Annotated in this window: 11 protein-coding genes, 1 tRNA gene and 1 pseudogene; 6 read left to right on the forward strand and 7 right to left on the reverse strand. The window is 54.4% G+C overall.

The features are described from left to right. The first annotated feature begins 801 nt into the window (after window positions 1-801). The gene (locus tag KK925_RS06005; RefSeq protein ID WP_174583335.1) at window positions 802-1,248 is read left to right on the forward strand and encodes a VOC family protein; all 447 of its coding nucleotides are present in this window, start codon (window positions 802-804) and stop codon (window positions 1,246-1,248) included. A 1,610-nt stretch (window positions 1,249-2,858) separates the two neighbouring features. On the opposite strand, the gene KK925_RS06010 is transcribed toward KK925_RS06005, so the two are convergent. From KK925_RS06010 to folE2, 6 genes are all read right to left on the reverse strand, one after another. After that, a complete protein-coding gene (locus KK925_RS06010; RefSeq protein WP_174583336.1) occupies window positions 2,859-3,131 on the reverse strand; it encodes a hypothetical protein in 273 nt (90 codons plus the stop codon). Between the two features lie 383 nt (window positions 3,132-3,514). Then, a complete protein-coding gene (locus KK925_RS06015; protein ID WP_174583337.1) occupies window positions 3,515-4,624 on the reverse strand; it encodes a 2-oxo acid dehydrogenase subunit E2 in 1,110 nt (369 codons plus the stop codon). A 1-nt stretch (window position 4,625) separates the two neighbouring features. Further along, window positions 4,626-7,358 (reverse strand): 2-oxoglutarate dehydrogenase E1 component, encoded by a 2,733-nt coding sequence (locus KK925_RS06020; protein WP_174583338.1) that lies wholly within the window; start codon window positions 7,356-7,358, stop codon window positions 4,626-4,628. Between the two features lie 98 nt (window positions 7,359-7,456). After that, on the reverse strand, window positions 7,457-9,382 hold the full coding sequence (gene thiC / locus KK925_RS06025; RefSeq protein ID WP_174583339.1) for a phosphomethylpyrimidine synthase ThiC: 1,926 nt from the start codon (window positions 9,380-9,382) through the stop codon (window positions 7,457-7,459). 306 nt (window positions 9,383-9,688) lie between these two features. Further along, a complete protein-coding gene (locus KK925_RS06030) occupies window positions 9,689-10,441 on the reverse strand; it encodes a type 1 glutamine amidotransferase (protein ID WP_174583340.1) in 753 nt (250 codons plus the stop codon). A 152-nt stretch (window positions 10,442-10,593) separates the two neighbouring features. Continuing rightward, window positions 10,594-11,409: a GTP cyclohydrolase FolE2 gene (folE2, locus tag KK925_RS06035; RefSeq protein WP_174583341.1), complete on the reverse strand. Its 816-nt coding sequence runs from the start codon at window positions 11,407-11,409 to the stop codon at window positions 10,594-10,596. Window positions 11,410-11,683: 274 nt separating this feature from the next. On the opposite strand from folE2, the gene KK925_RS06040 reads away from it, so the two are divergent. From KK925_RS06040 to KK925_RS06050, 3 genes are all read left to right on the forward strand, one after another. Then, a complete protein-coding gene (locus KK925_RS06040) occupies window positions 11,684-11,959 on the forward strand; it encodes a hypothetical protein (protein ID WP_174583342.1) in 276 nt (91 codons plus the stop codon). 354 nt (window positions 11,960-12,313) lie between these two features. Further along, window positions 12,314-12,502, forward strand: coding sequence for a hypothetical protein (locus KK925_RS06045; protein WP_174583343.1), 189 nt, complete (start codon window positions 12,314-12,316; stop codon window positions 12,500-12,502). A 300-nt stretch (window positions 12,503-12,802) separates the two neighbouring features. Next, window positions 12,803-12,874: transfer RNA gene (locus tag KK925_RS06050), tRNA-Lys, on the forward strand. A 121-nt stretch (window positions 12,875-12,995) separates the two neighbouring features. On the opposite strand, the gene KK925_RS06055 is transcribed toward KK925_RS06050, so the two are convergent. Next, on the reverse strand, window positions 12,996-14,792 hold the full coding sequence (locus KK925_RS06055) for an ABC transporter ATP-binding protein (RefSeq protein ID WP_174583344.1): 1,797 nt from the start codon (window positions 14,790-14,792) through the stop codon (window positions 12,996-12,998). Window positions 14,793-15,106: 314 nt separating this feature from the next. On the opposite strand from KK925_RS06055, the gene KK925_RS06060 reads away from it, so the two are divergent. Next, window positions 15,107-15,898 (forward strand): globin domain-containing protein, encoded by a 792-nt coding sequence (locus KK925_RS06060; RefSeq protein WP_174583345.1) that lies wholly within the window; start codon window positions 15,107-15,109, stop codon window positions 15,896-15,898. Window positions 15,899-16,325: 427 nt separating this feature from the next. Next, a pseudogene (locus tag KK925_RS11535) lies at window positions 16,326-17,219 on the forward strand (IS1634 family transposase); the annotation flags it as partial.

Genomic DNA, 17,219 nt, shown 5'->3' on the forward strand with positions numbered 1-17,219 from the left:
TCGAAACTGACAATGCCGCGCACTGGAAAAGCTCTGAAACGACTCGGCGTGGGCGTGCGTGGGAAGGAAGACGCAGGGAGCGCAGGAGGCCTCTCTAACTAGCAGCTCAAGGTTAGTTTCGAGTCGACCAATGGGTGGCCGGCCAGGGGCAGGAGCAGAACCAGCTGAAAGGCGGGCAGGTGCATGGTACCGAAAGAGCTCGGTCAAGAGGTGAGGGAGGGAAGGGGCATAGTTCGTTGTGGATGCGCAAGGCCTGAAATCCCAGTTGGGGGTCTATGGCCCAGTTTGCATTGGTTGGCTTAACCAAGGTTCATCGGATGGAATCCTTAGCGCAGAGGGCATGTCACCGACCCGGTGGTTCCCGATGGTCACCCTCGGGGTTTTCTTTTCCCAGTCAAACTCTACCGCCATCCCTTTTCGTTGAGCGGAGCGGCAAAATGCGGGGCAACATGAACTAACAAGAGCTGTTGTCGTCTATAGAAAGGGTGCGTTTTGTACATTGCACGAAAAAAGTTATTCACAAGATGTCACTCTTTTTTTCAGTTTGGTTTTTTAGATCGGCAGATGTGGTCAGAATCACCGATTTTTACGAAACAGGGGCTACGTAATCCGGTTTCGGGGAAGCTCGTGGAAAACTTTTGGTCCCAATGGCCTGGGCGAACTTTTGGACTTGAGGAACATGCCAGGCGCTAAGGTTGCGGGGAGAAACGATGGATCAAAAGGCTTTTAACGTCCCGTTTTTGACCCTAATGTGACGCTGTGGCCTGAAGAAGGATTTTGGGTGCGTGAAAGGAGAAAAAAATGGTCCGGAACTTTGATCATGTGACACTCGTAGTTCAAGACGTTACTCGAGCTAAGGCATTTTTTGAGGCCCTTGGCTTTCAAGAAGTTGGCCGAATGGCGATTTCTGGGGAACCCTATGCCTCGTACATGGGTTTACCTGCTTTCGAAGCCGACCATATTTCCCTGGCGCTTTCCGGGAGAGATCCCAACATCGAGGTCCAGCTTTTGCATTTTCGCGTTCCGGAGGCGTTACCCGACCCGTGGGTTCGCACCCTCGTTCGGCTGGGCTTTAACCATGTCTGCTTCGAGGTTGATGACATTGAAAAGGAAGTAGCGCGACTCAAGGAGGCCGGTTTTTTCCCGAAGAATGCTCTGCTGCGCTATCAGGAGAGGAAGCTTATCTTCATTGAGGGACCGGAAGGCGTGACAATAGAACTCTCCGAAAGGTTGAACAAAAGGTGTTAGTCGGTGTCTTGTAAAGGGTCAATTGGGCGACTACTTCAGAGTTAAAGAATGACACTGCAAAAAGTCACTACGCCTTGTGAAGGCACTTTTTTGTGCGCTTTAGAAAATGGGTTCCATTCTGTACAAGAAAAAAGGTCATGTTCGTTTCTGTTTCTGCGCACTTTCCGCCTTCGCTCGAAGGAGAACGGGATGGCGTAGTTCGCCTCCGGGCAAGAACAACGCAGGGGTGTGACCGCTGGGAACCATTGATCCCAGCACGCCCCTCCGGTTTATCCTTTCTGCGGACGCGTGTCAACCTAGGTAGCCTCAGCCGGGCCGAATACAGTGGAAAGGAGAAATGTTGCCTCTTTTGTACTCATGACTGGCGGCCTCGGCGCGAGACGTGCGCGAGGCGGCCTCCGCGATGGGACCTAGAAGATCTAGTGGAGCTCCAGCGCAGTACTGGGCTTCTGCAAGTCTCGGTCGAGGGCCGAAAAGCTTCTGGTACCTCTGGACTGCTTGCGTTCGGGAAAGCTTGTCTTGCTTGAATGGGGATCACGCACCTCCGCTTTGGAAGGTTTGCGATTTCTAACGGCTAGCTGTCTGAGAGACTTGGGGCTTTCGCTGGGGAAAGACCGGAGCGGAACTTGCGATGCGCACGATCAAGCAAGGAATAAGACTCGGGTTTGGTGTATGAGCACTCGTTCACGGTGGTTAGGTGGCGCCTCTTCTTTGATCGGCTTTGTGTAGTGACGTATTGTGAAGATGCCGTCCTAGTCCTTATGCCGGGCCGGAGTATGGAAAGAATAGCACCTACGGCATCTAAAAGATACCGGTCGTCCGCTACAGGCGGGTACATAACCCCGGGCTACTGGCCAATAGCCACGTGCAAGCTTTGAGGACGCAAGCAACAGGCGTGGCTTGTTAGGGAAGCCCGAGAGGCTTTGGAAAACGAAAGCCAGTTCATCTGGAATGGAGGCCGACAGGAACGCTTGCTTTTGGTCGTCCCCCTTTAGACCTGTGAGGTTCTTCCCGAGGAGGCATTGCCGGAAAGGCAGCTGCCGAGCACTCTAGCACTGACCGCCTGACCTACGGGGTTTTCCCGTCTTTCACTTCATGAGCTTAAAGTGGCAACAGCACTTTTCTTTGCGTGAATCACCACCCTTTGCCCTGGTTTAAGATCCTTCCACGAAATGGAATGACCGTCTTGAAGGATAGGGACCTTGTCAGGAAGGCTTACCGTGGGAATTGGTGCTGTCGTGCAGAAGGATTGTTCCAGGATGAACCTCTTTGACCAGTCCCAGGATATGCTCCAAATCGCCACGAGTATAGGCGGTCCCTACGCTACTGGCTAACCACAGAAAAAGAAGGAGCTTTTGCAACAGGGAACTTTTGGTTGTATTGCCCTCTTTTCTCTAGTTTTTGTTAGTCGGCTATTGGGCTTGCAGGAATCCTTCTTCCTCCTCTTTCCTCCGCACGTTCTTGAGGATTTTTTGGGATTGCATTTTTCCATCTCCTTTTTCTTTTGTTCCGTTAGGTGTGGCAGGTGACGGATAAAGAGGACTCATTTCCAGCTCTCAGGATCTTCATTGGGTTCACTCCAGGGCGGCATCCTGGTCAAGCGAAGCCCATTATGGATGATGTAATAAGCGCTTTCCATCGGGCTCCCTCTGGACTTCTGGGGGAGCGAAGATTTGTGTCTCCGCTCCCGTCATTGGCGTGACACAGAGCGCAGTGGCCGGCGAAATGACGTTGAGCTTCTTTCGAAGTTCCGGACTAGGAGCAAAGGGATTTTTTTTCGCTTCCTTGGGAATAAACACCCAACGTATCGTTCGGGCTAGGACGACTTCGGCGCGGGATGGTTTTTCGCGAGCGTTCCAGCCGTGACGAATGGATTCGTACACCCAGCCCGTAAGACAAGGAAAGCGAGGACAAAAAGCCAGCAATGACGTTGGGCAAAGACTCGTTCGGCTACTCTTACATTCAGACAACGTTGAAAGATAAAATGGATCATGAACGGACGGATCAAAGCCGCAAAACGTATCTCCGGTGCTCTGGTAGAGGCCATTCGCACGCTCTAGGGAAGTCATTCCTCAGACGGACGAGATTGGAAACGTATCCTATTGACTATAAGAAATCCTCATGCAGGATACGTGACCATTCTTCTCTTGCCGACCCAAAAAGGTGGATTTTTCCCTCACTCGAACCCTGTCTTCCCACTCGGTGCGCCATGAAAAGGGGATCCCCAGGAGAATCTCTTCCCGCTTGGTCCAGAAGCGCCAACCCCTTACAAACCCAGAAGGTCTACCGCCGGGTTTTCGACAAACTCCTTGACGAGCTTTAAAAAACCAATGGCCTCCCGGCCGTCCACGACTCTATGGTCATAGGTTAAGGCCAAATACATCATGGGTCGGATCTCAACCCGGCCTTCGATAGCCACCGGTCGCTCGATGATCGCGTGCATCCCCAAGATGCCGGACTGAGGAGGGTTGAGAAGCGGCGTAGAAAGCAGGGAGCCAAAAACTCCTCCGTTGGTGACCGTAAATACACCCCCCTCAAGGTCTTCTAGTGACAGCTTGCCCGTTCGAGCTTTCTCGGCGAACCGGTGGATCTCCCGTGCCAATTCGGCGAGTGACAATTGATCCGCATCCCGGATAACGGGAACGACTAGCCCGCGATCCGTCGAAACCGCAACGCCAATATCATAATAGTGATTTTGGACAATCTCTTCTCCCTCGATATAACTGTTGAGCTGGGGTATCGCTTGCAGAGCCCGAACAACGGCACGCACGAAAAAGGGTACCAGTCCCAATTTTACGCCATATCGCTCGAGAAACTGGTCCCGGTAGCGGTTCCGTACAGCCTGGATGGAGCTCATGTCCGCCTCGGCAAACGTCGTTAACTGAGCGGTCTCCGCCTGAGTTCGCACCAGCCGTTCGGCCAGTTTGAGGCGAAGCGGACTCATTTTCCGGCGCGTCACTCTTGGCCGGTGAGCCGGTTTCGGTTCAAACGAAAGCTGGGCCTGGACCTCTGGAGAACTGGGAGGAGAGACCGGAGCCGCCGTGGGCTCCCGGGCAGCAGGGCTTTCTAGTTTTTTCTCTTCCTCCGGCCCCACTTCGGACAGGGGAGGGCTTGGCGGGCCTCCTTCCTCCTCTTCGGGGACCCACTCTTCAATTCTTGCAACTACCTGCCCCGGCTCCACCCGAGAACCTTCAGCGATAAGCGGAATCAAACGGCCGCGTTCTTCCGCATAAACCTCCGTGGTGACTTTGTCGGTCTCCAGTTCGAAAAGAGGCTCACCTACTTCTACCAAGTCACCCCTTTTCTTTAACCATCTCTGCAAAACTCCGTAGGTAACGGATTCACCCACGGATGGAACACGCACGTCACCCGGCATATCATTCGTCCGAAAAACTCAGGGCGCGTCGAACCAGATCCTCTTGCTCGAGCCGGTGGACACCGAGACTGCCGGTGGCCGGACTGGCCGACTCTTCCCTCCCTACATAGAGGATCTCTTGCCCGAGAAGCCGACGCAACCGGCCTTCCATATAGGTCCATGCACCCATATTGCGAGGTTCCTCTTGGCACCAGATAATTCGCTTGGCAGAGTGCCTGCGGAAGACACCAAGAACTTTTTCTTCATGTAGCGGATAGAGCTGCTCGACCCGGACCAGTGCAATTTCATTGCCAATACCATGCTTTTCCCGAAAGGAAGCTAGATCGTAGTATACCTTGCCCGTGCACACAATCACGGTTTTGGCTCCACTGGGCACCCTAGGGTCCGGAAGGATCTCTTGGAAAGAATCCCCTGCCAGCTCTTCGATGGGGGAAGTGCAGCGAGGATCGCGAAGAAGGCTTTTGGGAGTAAGGCAAATCAGGGGCTTTCTTGGCTTTTTTCTAAGGGCTTGTCTTCGCAAAAGATGGTAAAAATTGGCTGGAGTGGTGGGCTGCGCGACAATCAGATTGTCTTCGGCACAGAGTTGCAGGAAGCGCTCGGGCCGAGCACTCGAGTGCTCGGGTCCTTGGCCCTCATAACCGTGAGGAAGCAAAAGAACGATACCGGAGGAGATCCCCCACTTGGACTCCGAGCTTGCAATATATTGATCGACAATCACTTGGGCGCCGTTGACAAAGTCGCCAAACTGCGCCTCCCATAGAACCAGCATCTCAGGGTAATCGAGGGAGTAACCGAAGTCAAAGCCCAGCACCCCGGCTTCGGAAAGGGGGCTATTGTAGACGCAAAAGGTTGCCTGCTCGGGGCTCACATTATTGAGCGGCACGTAAGGTCGCCCTGTTTCGGTGTCGTAAAGGACAGCATGACGCTGGCTAAACGTTCCCCGGCGCGAGTCTTGGCCGGAAAGGCGAACGGGAATCCCCTCGAGAAGAAGACTGCCAAAGGCCAGGGTTTCGGCAAATGCCCAATCCACTGGGATCCGGCCTTCAGCCATTTCCCTCCGGAGGGAGAGCAGATGAAGAATCTTGGGGTTAAACTTCCACCCAGCAGGGACTTCCGTAACGGCAAAGCCGATGCGTTGAAGGGTTTCCAGCGGGACACGGGTGTCGACGGGTTCCAAAAGCTCCGGACATCGCAATGGGGGACGAAGTTCTGCTCGAGGTTGCTTCCGCTTTGCTTCCGCGAGTTCCTTGCCCAACTTCTCTTGAAAGCGTTTTCGAAACTGGGCCACTTCCTCCGGTGCAACCACCCCGTCCTGAAGGAGTTTTTCCTCGAAAAGGCGCGCAACCGGTGGATGTTCTGCCATGACTGCGTAGAGCGTCGGCTGGGTATAGGTGGGCTCATCTCCCTCGCTGTGCCCATGCCGACGGTAGCAGAAAAGGTCGATCACAACGTCCCTACTAAAAGTCTGTCGGTACAAAAGAGCCAGCCGCGTCACATAGACAGCAGCTACTGGATCATCCCCGTTGACATGGAAAATGGGGATCCCCAGCATGCGGGCAACGGCCGTGCAATGATACGTCGAGCGACTTTCCTGAGGTGGAGTCGTAAAGCCAATTTGGTTGTTTACAATGATGTGAAGAGTCCCACCAGTCCGATACCCTTCCAAACGGGAAAGATTGAGCGTTTCCTGGACGATTCCTTGCCCCATAAAGGCTGCGTCCCCATGAATCAATAAGGGCAGGACGCTGCGCCGTTCCACGAGGTCTGCCAAACGTCTCTGCCAGGCGCGAGCCTTCCCTTCGGTCACGGGACACACCGCTTCCAAGTGACTTGGATTGGGCGTCAAATGAATCCCGACTAGCTGACCCCCGGACGTCGGCTTGCGCACGTCGTACCCCAAGTGATAGCGGATGTCTCCATCACCCAGCACCCCTTCCGGAAGGTAGTTTTCGTTAAATTCTTCAAAAAGGATCATATAGTCGACTCCCAGAACATTGGCGACCACATTGAGACGGCCTCGATGAGCCATGCCCATCACAATCTCTTGAATGCCAAGACCGGGACTCGCCTCAATGACTGCATTGAGCATGGCGACCAGTGTTTCGCCCCCTTCCAACGAAAAACGCTTTTGACCGACGAAATGGGTGTGAAGAAAACGCTCAAATTCCTCTGCTGCAATTAAGTCCCAGAGGATTCTTCGCTTTTCCTTGGGATCGACGGACTCGTCCCACAAACGCCCCTCTAGGTGGCGAGCGATCCATTGTCGCTCCCCGAATGCCTGCATGTGCATGTACTCAACAGCGACCGTTCCACAGTAGGTCTCCTCCAGAATCCGGAGGATTTCTCGCAACGTTCTGTCTCCCCCGCCGGCCAGAGATCCGGAATCAAACACCTTGTCTAGGTCTTTTTCCGAAAGACCAAACTCTTCGAGGTTAAGCTCGGGAAGGTAACCGCGATTAAATCCAAGCGGATCTAGCTTGGCAACGTAGTGCCCAAGGGTGCGGTAAGCGTAAATCAGGTCATAGACCCCCGCTTGTTTCCGCAAGTACTCCCGATCCGACTTTTGTTGATCCTCACCAGCCGTTCGCCCGAGTTCAAATCCCTGGAAAAACGACCGCCACGAAGGATCAACCGATTCCGGGTCTTCCTTCCACCGGCGGTAAAATTCTTCCAGCCAAACTGCGTTCTCTAGGGAATAGGACAAAGTCCCGCCATCCGATGGCTCGTCATCCATGGCGATAAGATTTTTTCCGTGCGATGTTGTTGTTGCTAATGAGAAAATTTACCCTAGGCCGTCGGGCTTTCAAGCCAGCTAATCTGCCGGCATTGCCGTCATTGATAGATTTCGCCCCCGGATTCTCGAAACTCCTTCGCTTTTTGGGCCAAGCCCTGGACCACGATCTCGGCCACTTGCCTACCTTGCTTGGCTGCCTCCTCGCGAACTTCCTCGGTGATCCGCATCGCACAGAACTGTGGGCCACACATCGAGCAAAAGTGTGCCACCTTGGCGGCTTCCTGGGGCAGGGACTCGTCGTGGTAACTGCGCGCTAATAGGGGATCCACGCTCAGACGAAATTGATCCTCCCAGCGGAACTCAAACCGGGCTTTACTCAGTGCGTTGTCCCACATTTGAGTCTTCGGGAACCCCTTCGCCAAGTCGGCTGCATGGGCCGCAATCCGATAGGCAATCACGCCATTTTTGACATCCTCCTTGTTCGGCAGACCCAGATGCTCCTTGGGGGTAACGTAGCAAAGCATGGCGCACCCGTGCCACGCGATCAATGCTGCTCCAATGGCACTGGCAATGTGATCATACCCTGGAGCAATATCGGTAACCAGCGGACCTAAAGTATAGAATGGAGCTTCGTGACAATCCCGCAGCTCCAGCTCCATGTTCTCCCGGATCAAGTGCATGGGAATATGACCGGGTCCCTCAATCATCACTTGCACATCGTGGTCCCAGGCAATTTTCGTGAGCTCTCCAAGCGTTTGTAGCTCCGCAAGCTGGGCCCGGTCGTTGGCGTCCGCTATGGATCCAGGGCGCAAACCGTCCCCAAGGGAAATCGCTACGTCGTACTGAGAAAGGATCTCACAGATCTCGTGAAAATGCTTGTAGAGAAAGTTTTCTTGATGATGAGCCAAGCACCACTTGGCCATAATGGAACCCCCGCGGCTGACAATGCCGCATCGCCGCCCGACGGTCCATGGAAGAAAAGCCAGCCGCACCCCGGCATGGATGGTAAAGTAATCGACTCCTTGCTCGGCCTGTTCAATTAAGGTGTCTCGGTAAAGCTCCCACGTCAGTTCCTCCGGTTTTCCTCCCACCTTTTCGACCGCCTGGTAAATGGGCACCGTTCCTACGGGGACCGGACAGTTCCGAAGGATCCATTCGCGGATCTGGTGGATATCCTTCCCTGTAGAAAGATCCATGACCGTGTCCGCACCCCATACAACGGCCCAAATCATTTTTTCGACTTCTTCCCGAATGGAGGAAGCCACGGCGGAGTTGCCGATGTTCGCGTTGACCTTCACTCGGAAGTTTCTCCCAATCAGCATGGGTTCGGATTCCGGGTGGTTGATATTGCAGGGGAGAATGGCGCGACCCCGGGCAATTTCCTGCCTTACAAATTCCGGAGTAATTTCCCGAGGAATGGCAGCACCCCAAGCCTGCCCTGGGTGCTGAAACCAAAGAGAGTCTCGTGCCAGTTCCTCTTGGGGTTGACCGGCCAAACCTAGATTTTCCCGAATGGCGGCAAATTCCATCTCAGGGGTAATGATCCCCCGACGCGCGTAATGGAGCTGAGTAACTCTTCGTCCCGACTTTGCCCGCCGAACCGGATGCTGCCGATGAACGCTGGGCACCTCCCGGTTTGCCCGGGCCTGTTCCATTTCTTTCTGATCGTAATACCCGTTGTCCAGCGGGCTAACCGGTCGCCCTGGAACTCTCTCCGTATCCCCTCGCGCCTCGATCCAGCGGAGGCGAAGAGGCGGGATCCCCTTTTCCGGATCTACCTTCTGAGATGGGTCTGTGTAGGGGCCCGCGGTGTCATAGAGGCGAACTGGCTCATTGGGTGTCTGCGTCCCACGACGATCGCGGGTGGCCGAAAGTTCCACTTCCCGAAAAGGGACGCGTACGTCGGGGTGCAAAACGCCGGACACATACACCTTGCGGGATCCCGGAAAATACTCTAGGAAGGACTCGACCGACGGTTGGGTTGCCCCTGGAGTCTTGTCTTTTGGGTCTCTTCGCGCTGTCATCGCTGTGCCCTCCTCCCTTAAGCTCCTGGTTTGTACGGTCAAAACTCTTTCTGGGATGTTTTCACAAATTTTCTGGGAACCTTGTCCCCTTTTGCAACTTATTGACTAACCTTTCTCGAGAGATACCCAGCCGCTACCTAGCGGATTCCCCGACCTGCGGGGAGGCAAGCCAAACCAATACGGTTGCCTTGCCTGAGGGTGTCTCGTGGGGCGCGGCACCCCAAGGAACACCCGCACCTCGATTCCGCTTCCCTCCGTCGCTGTCCTCCCATACGACTCACCTTCCGATAGGATAATGGTTTGGCCTCACAAGTCTACCTTCTCTTTTGATCCTCCTCGTTTGTCCTTTTCCAACATTCCGGCGACTGATAAGAAGTTGTACCACAAAAGTCCGGCCAAAGCGTCTAGGAGCGATTCTCGAGAAACAAACTCTCCCACGAGTTTTTCCGTTTCGAGTCCTTCCTTGTGAACCTCTTCCGAGTACTCCTTGATCCATTCTCGGATCATGGAACAGGTAACCTCCAAGTGGAACTGCACACCGTAAGCCAGAGTCCCTACCCGAAACGCCTGGTGTTCGCAGGGTGCCCCCCTGGCCAAAAGAATGCCAGGGCCAAGATCGCTAAACGTGTCCCCATGCCATTGGAAAACCGGGAAGCGCTGCGGGAACCCTGAAAAAAGCGGGTCCTCCCTTCCCGCTGGGGTAAGCTCCACCTCAAAAAGACCTATCTCCTTCGCAACACTTCGTGTTACGCGGCCACCCGCGGCTTTCGCCAAAAGCTGTCCCCCTAAACAAACCCCCAAAACCGGAATTCCCAACGCGATCGCCTTTTTTAGCCAAACGGTCTCCTCTCGCAGCCAAGGATACCGCGCTTCCTCATCCACATTCATGGGTCCCCCTAAAACCAGAACGGCTCCCACCTGCCAGAGGTGGGGCAAGGGTTCCCCTTGGTCTACGGCTACCTGCCGGACGGGAACACCCCAGCGGATCGCATAGTCCAGAAACCTTCCCGGCCCTTCACAAGCAATGTGCTGAAAAATAACCAAAGAACCTTTGCCCATACAGGTTCCATCCCCTGGTTGGATGATAACCCCTTAGCCAGGGCCGAACCGATCGTTCCCATCGACCCGGTTGCCGATCCAGCCCCCTACCTTTAGGGGCACCTTGAAGGACTGCACCTTTCAAGCCCATCCCGGTCCACCATTCCTTGTCCCTAGAACCGATTCGCGTATCTCCCGGGCAACGCTTTTTCCACGCACGCATACGCTGCGTGATTGTGAATACTTTCCATATTCTCGGCTTCTACTCGGTACCATGTAACCCGTGGGTGTTGATTCAATCTCACAGCGACATTACGCACCATATCTTCAACAAACACCGGGTGGTCGTAGGCATGCTCCGTTACGTATTTCTCGTCCGGCCGTTTCAAGAGCGAATATACTTGAGATGACGCGCTTGCTTCCACAATCTCAATGATCTCCTCAATCCACACGGTCTCCACAAAACGCGTAGCCACCGTCACATAACCTCTCTGATTGTGTGCGCCCCGGTCACTAATGGCTTTCGAGCAGGGGCAAAGTGTGGTTACTGGTACTGTCACCATCATTACCAAGTCAACATCAAGCCCGTGCGCTGAAGCCTCAAACCGAACCGTGTAGTCTACAAGGCCCTTTGCCCCGGTTACGGGAGCCTTTTTTTCGACAAAATAGGGAAATTCTAATGAGATATGAGCCACTTGTGCGTGCAACCTTTCCTGAAGCTGCCGTAAAATGGGCGTGATATTGGTCACATGAATGAGCCGGCCATGGGCATTCAAAATCTCAAGAAACCGACTCATGTGCGTCCCTTTATAGTGATGGGGCAAATCCACCGTCATACAAACCGTGGCAACCGTATGCTGGGACGCAAATCTTCGGTCCCGAACTTCGATGGGATACCGCAATCCCTTGACCCCTACCCGGTCAATCGGAATTCTCCGGAAATCGGTTTGACTTTGGCAGTCTGCCAGCGTGACGTGATGGTTCCTCATCGCTCCAGAAAAAGCTTGTTGTATTGTAGGGCTCTTTGGACCTTGAAGCAAATGTTGGATGAGCACTCGCTCCCATTGGAAGAAACAAGGTATCTCCAAAAATTGGCTTGCCCCTTTGGCGTTTCTTTTTGGGGCACGGCCAAAGAAAAGCGAACCAAACGATGTCCTTACGGCGATGGACCCATGCGGGGATGGGCGGCCGTCGATTGCAGTAAGAGACGGGAGCGGGATCTAGGTTTACCCTAACTACCGCGGCGCTCAAGCGAATCGACTTATGGCCCCTTGGCGTCAAAGTATGACGGGAGGAGGGGATCGGATCGACCGGGAGCCGCTCATTGGAGGATCCTTTCCTACGAATTTTTGCCCGAAAGTGAAACGGGGGAATGTGTTGGACGTTCCAAAACGGGATGGAAACGACCATGGGAGTATTGTTTCGGGCATGGACTGGAAGCTTGTCCGGAAAAGGAGGACTCCGAAAAGCAAGGGGGTTTGCAACGGCTGGCGGATTTACGGGAAGGTTAACCTGCGATCGGGTGTGCGATCGGATTAGGTCCAAGGCTTGGTCTTCGCCGTCGCCGGGAGAGCCCCCAGGTGGGAAAGGCCCGGGGAGGGGATGTGGGCGCTCATTCTTGGAAGGCAGTCGAGTAAACACACGGGTCATCCCGGTGTTCTTATTCGGTAAGGAGCAAATTTCGGAAAGAGCTCTGTGTATTTTCTCTATTTTACGCAATGGTGCTGCAGAAGAGAGGAAGATCTGGGAAAAACTACCCCACGTAACGCCTCCGGTTTGTGGGGAGGCGAGTTTTCCCGTGGGCTTATGATCATGGGTAAGCTTGGAAAAGAATGACAAAGGAATTGGGCCAGTAAAAGAGGCAGTGATTGAGAGGATCAAGAGAAGATAGGCTTGGCAACTTCCTTTTTTGAGAGGGAGAAGGTTTTCGCGGTAGCGGAGGACGCGGTGGAGGAAGGGGGCTCCCAATCGCCCAAAAGAGGTACGGAACGGGAAGAGAGGGTAGGGGAAAAGCGTGCGGTAGCCCAAGAGAACCTCTACCAGAGAGAGACCAATCCTAAAACATCACCGAATATCCTTTAGTTTTCACTCCTTCACTCAAGAAGCGGGCAATGGGAGGAGCCCGGTTTGGTGGCGCCTCAAAGAGAGGAACATGTCGCTCGCCCACGGGGGACGGTAAGCTATGGGAAGGGCAGCTGGCCCGGCCCGAGGGCGGTGGATGGCGGTAGCCCACACGAGAATAACGGCGTCCGTTTTAGGTTTGAGGCCACGAGGACCCAGCCGCTTTCGGCTTCAAGTCGTCCCGTTTCGACTCGAGCTAGAGGCCTTGATTTACCCGCCCAATTTCCCTACTGTGCTAGTAGTTAAAAGCATAAACCTTGAGGGCAGATAGCTCAACGGTAGAGCAGGTGCCTTTTAAGCACTCGGTTGGGGGTTCGAATCCCTCTCTGCCCATAACTCTTTTTGTTTTGTTTTTTTTAGGGAAACGTTTCCCCTCATTCTCATTGGCCCTTAGGCCAGCACGGCAACCCCAAAGGAAACGGTAATTTTGGCCTGTACGTTTCTGACGGTGGCTCTAGGGTTGATTCCCGATATTCCCGAGGCTCTCTTGCCGCTGGATAGCCTTTTTCCAAAATTCTGCGTACAGACCTCCTCGCCGCAAAAGGTCCTCTCCCTGGCCCTCTTCGACAATTCTCCCTTCTTTGAGCACATAGATCCAATCCATGTCGTGGACCAGAGCGAGCCGGTGGGTTACAAGCACAGTGGTTCGATCCTTTTGCAACTGGCGCAAGGTCAACAGAAGCTCTCTTTCCGTATGGGGATCCAAGGCGCTTGTGGGCTCGTCCAGGAGCAGGATCGGAGCGTCACGTAAAAAAGCCCGGGCTAGTCCGATTCTCTGGCGTTCACCCCCACTTAGAGCTGTGCCTCGCTCCCCTATTTGCGTCCGGTATCCATAGGGCAGGCGCAGAATAAAGGGCTCAGCCTGCGCCCACCGGGCCGCAGCACGCACTTCTTCCGGGGAAGCTCCTAAGTGACCGCAGGCGATATTTTCTTCGACCGTGCCAGTGAAAAGGGTTGTCTCTTGAAGGACGAAAGCGAGCTGGTTGCGCAGCGATCGTTTCTTGACGGATCGAAGGTCGATTCCATCTAGCAGGATGGATCCTTCCTGAGGATCGTAAAAGCGTGCTATAAGCGCCAAGATGGTGGTCTTGCCCGCACCTGACGGTCCCACAATACCGACTCGTGTTTTTGCGGGGATTTCTAAATGGATGTGGTTCAAAACGGGACAATCGGGCTCATAAGCGAAAGTAACATCACGAAACTCGATCCGCCCTAGAACCCTAGGCAAACAATGCGCATCTTTTCGATCGGGAACCGGGTCGGGGATATCCATTACTTCAAATACCCGGCCTAGACCCGCGCTTGCTCCTTCCAAGGCCCAGGCCGTGTACCCCATCTCCTCCAGAGGCCGATAAAGAAGGCCCACATAGCTAAGGAACACCCAAAGGTCGCCGACTGTGACCCGATGCTCCAGGACCTCCCGCGCGCCCAGGAACAAAAGCAGGGCCGTCCCGAAAGAGGTAATCCCGTCAAGCACCAAGTTGGAAAGAGAACTCGTGAGAAGCATGGAGGTATGGGTTTTTTGGCTTTGCTCGGCGTGTTGTCGAAAAAGCTCTAGCCGATATTGATCGAGGTTGTACGCCTGCACAACGGGAAGGGCATGGAGAACTTCCGTGGTCTCTGAAAGGAGTTGGGTTTCCCTTCGATGGAATTTCTCCGTCTCCCTGCGGATTCTTTCTGCAAAATACCTCACCGCGGCGGCTAGGGGAGGGACGATACCAAGCGCAACCCATGCTAATCGTTGATTTAAACGAAAAAGGAGGGCCAGAGCGCCTACGAGAGTCAGGAACGACGTGAGTACGGTCACGATCCCGCGCTGGAGGACCGTTTGAATGGCTTGGGTGTCGTAGACAACCCGATAGATTAAATCGCCCGTAGGTCGACTCCGGTGGAAGGGGAGGGAAAGTTCTTGGAGGCGGGAGAAAAGCTCGATCCTCAGGCGCACCAAAGCTTGCAGGGCACTCTGGAGGAAATAGCGATCGGCCATCATCTTGGCCCATGCACCCAAAAAGGCAGAGGTCACGAGCAGAAGGCTAGCTCCTGCAATTGCCTCCCAGCGGGAAAAAGAGGCGCCCGCGATGACAATGCGTGAAAACGAGCCCGGATCTTTCAGCACCCAGTCAATCGCCCATTTAACCGGCCAGGGACGAAACAACTGGGTTCCAAGCGAAAGAAAAAGAAAAACGCTCCCCACAACCGTGCCGAAGAGACAGGCCCGCAGGTAGCCGATAGCGCGAAGGTAGTTCTTCATCCAAGGGAAAAGGATGTGCTAGCTTGTGATGACCAAGAAGCAAATGTAGCAATCTTCTTTTTTTCTTCACGCTAACCCAGGCACGCTAAGCGAAGCGCCAGCCCAGTCCAGTTCCGGCGAAGACGAGGCTCTCGGGGCCCTCCGGAAAAGGGGGTCACGAGAGAGAATGGGGAACAGAAGAAGACCTTTACTCCCGAACGATCAGGGAAGAAAGGAGGTGGCAGTTTCTTTTCCATTGACAATCTATGCCGGTGGTACCCTAGCCTTTTGGGTGGTTCATTAATTTTTTTACATTCACACCGAGTGGTGAGGCAGTGGTTCCGGAAGACATCAAACTCATCCAACGAAGCTGGATTAAGGTAGTGGAACGGTCCAACGAAGCCGGTCGGCTTTTCTACAAGCGTCTTTTTGAAGTTCGGCCGGAAGTCCGATCCCTTTTCAAAAGAGAGATTGAGGAACAGGGACGAAAGCTCATGGACGTTCTTAACTGGGTAGTGGTCAATCTTCCCGACACTTCCGCGGTCTTAGAAGCCGCTCGAGCGTTAGCACGCCGCCATGTGGACTATGGTGTTCAAGAGGAGCACTACGAGCTTGTGGGGAAAACGCTCTTGTGGACCCTTCGCTCCGTGATTGGCGCGGAATGGACTCCGGAAGTAGAGGAAGCCTGGAGCCGAGCCTATGATGTTTTGGCGCAGACCATGGTTGAAGAACACCGCAAGGTAACCAGTGGTCGCCATGTGGAGCAAGAGCTCTTCCAGATCCTTTCGAGCGTTGCCTCCGGGCAGCCGGGAATTGTTGGAGCTGCGGTTGCCACTGAGGATGGGCTCACCGTGGTGTATACAGGATCTCAGAATCGTTCCGATCAACTGTCCCTTGCTGTCACAACCATGCGAGCACTCGGGAAGAAGATGTGTGCGAGTTTCGAAGCGGGAACCGTGCAAGAGATCAGCGTGACCGGACGTGAGCTCCAACTTTTCGTTCGAGCAGCTGGCCCAAAAGCCGCTGTAGGAATGGCCTTTCCCTCGGGAGCGTCGGAAGGTTTGGCGCATCTTTTAACGAGAATCGCGGCGGAAAAGGTCGAGAAGATTCTTGGCCGTCTCCCTTAGCCAAGCTCTTATCCTTAGAACCACTCTTTTCCTTATCCTTTTGTAACAAAGGGTGGTTGTAGGTAAATTCCGTCCTTTGGTAAAAAAAGACCCAGGGGGGCTAAAAGGCTCTCTTTTTGAAGCGTTTGACCCTGCCCAGTTTCTTTTTCAATCCGGTGCCTTAAAGGTAAAAAAACTCCCATCGTCCTCGGTCTCAAAAACCACCCCTTGGCGTTCGCAGGGAACACCTTATCACCTTTCCCAAGACAGCTGCCCTATGGCCTGGAAAACGGTCCGGCTTACCAAAGGCTAGCCGATTTTCCGCACCATTTTGAGGATTCTTTCGGCGTATGAAGGACTTATGCAAAATCCTGTAGGACGTACCATGCAAAGACAATGTGAATAACTTTTATGTCTATGAGCATTATGTTCTTGCCATATTGTAGGCATGTACGTACAGGAGGTGCGGACCCGTCAGAGGGGCAAAGTCTACCGATCCCTTCTTGTCTGGGAGTCGTATCGGGTGGGCAAGCAGGTCAAGACGAGGATCCTGTGCAATCTGACCCGAATGCCGGTGGAGGTCCAGCAGGCGGTCCGAGCTGCTGCTGCAGGGGAAGAAGCTTGTGCCTGTGGACGGATTGGAAGGGCAGGAAGCTCTGGATTACGGAGGAATCGCGGTTCTGGAGGCGGCCTGGCAGCGATTGGGACTTGATTCGGTTCTTGCCGGGGTGGGTTCGGAGCGGAAACGGCGGCTTTTGAAGGCGATGATCTTCGGCCGGATTCTTTTCCCCTCCTCCAAGCTTGGGCTTCGGGAGCAAGCCCGCGGAACGCTCCTGGCCAAGGTGTGCGGGTTGGAGGAAAAGGACCTGGAAGAGGACGATCTCTCCCGGGCGATGGATGGGCTTAACGGCGTTTGGAGCGGAATCGAGGAAGAAGCTTTACCGGGAAGCCCAGCCCGAAGGCACAAGCTTGGTGCTCTACGAGCTTTCGAGCGTCTCCTTTGAGGGGGACGGCCCTGAGGGATTGGCGCAGTACGGCTACAGCCGGGATCACCGGCAGGACCGGCCTCAGGTGCTTCTGGCGGTGGCGACCGACTCTCGGGGGATCCCGATCCATGTGGAGGTCCTACGGGGGAACCGGGCGGACAGCACGACGCTCACGGGGCTCTTGGTGACTCTCCAACGCCGGCTAGGGATCCGGGAGGCGGTCTTCGTTTTCGATGGCGGGATGAAGAGCCGCTGGAACCTGGAGATGTTCAGTGGGATGGAGCTTGAGTACGTGACCCGTTCCCCTGCGACCCAGCTCCAGGAGATCCTTCGGCGACTTCCCCGGGACCGGCAGC

This window comes from Candidatus Methylacidithermus pantelleriae (genome assembly GCF_905250085.1).
Taxonomy (GTDB): Bacteria; Verrucomicrobiota; Verrucomicrobiia; order Methylacidiphilales; family Methylacidiphilaceae; genus Methylacidithermus; species Methylacidithermus pantelleriae.

What these genes read in the sequence shown, in the direction of transcription:
- KK925_RS06005 (WP_174583335.1), top strand. Translation starts at nt 802, where the DNA reads ATGGTCCGGAACTTTGATCATGTGACACTCGTAGTTCAAGACGTTACT.
- KK925_RS06015 (WP_174583337.1), bottom strand. Translation starts at nt 4,624, where the DNA reads ATGCCGGGTGACGTGCGTGTTCCATCCGTGGGTGAATCCGTTACCTAC.
- KK925_RS06020 (WP_174583338.1), bottom strand. Translation starts at nt 7,358, where the DNA reads ATGGATGACGAGCCATCGGATGGCGGGACTTTGTCCTATTCCCTAGAG.
- thiC (WP_174583339.1), bottom strand. Translation starts at nt 9,382, where the DNA reads ATGACAGCGCGAAGAGACCCAAAAGACAAGACTCCAGGGGCAACCCAA.
- KK925_RS06030 (WP_174583340.1), bottom strand. Translation starts at nt 10,441, where the DNA reads ATGGGCAAAGGTTCTTTGGTTATTTTTCAGCACATTGCTTGTGAAGGG.
- folE2 (WP_174583341.1), bottom strand. Translation starts at nt 11,409, where the DNA reads ATGAGGAACCATCACGTCACGCTGGCAGACTGCCAAAGTCAAACCGAT.
- KK925_RS06040 (WP_174583342.1), top strand. Translation starts at nt 11,684, where the DNA reads ATGGCCCCTTGGCGTCAAAGTATGACGGGAGGAGGGGATCGGATCGAC.
- KK925_RS06055 (WP_174583344.1), bottom strand. Translation starts at nt 14,792, where the DNA reads ATGAAGAACTACCTTCGCGCTATCGGCTACCTGCGGGCCTGTCTCTTC.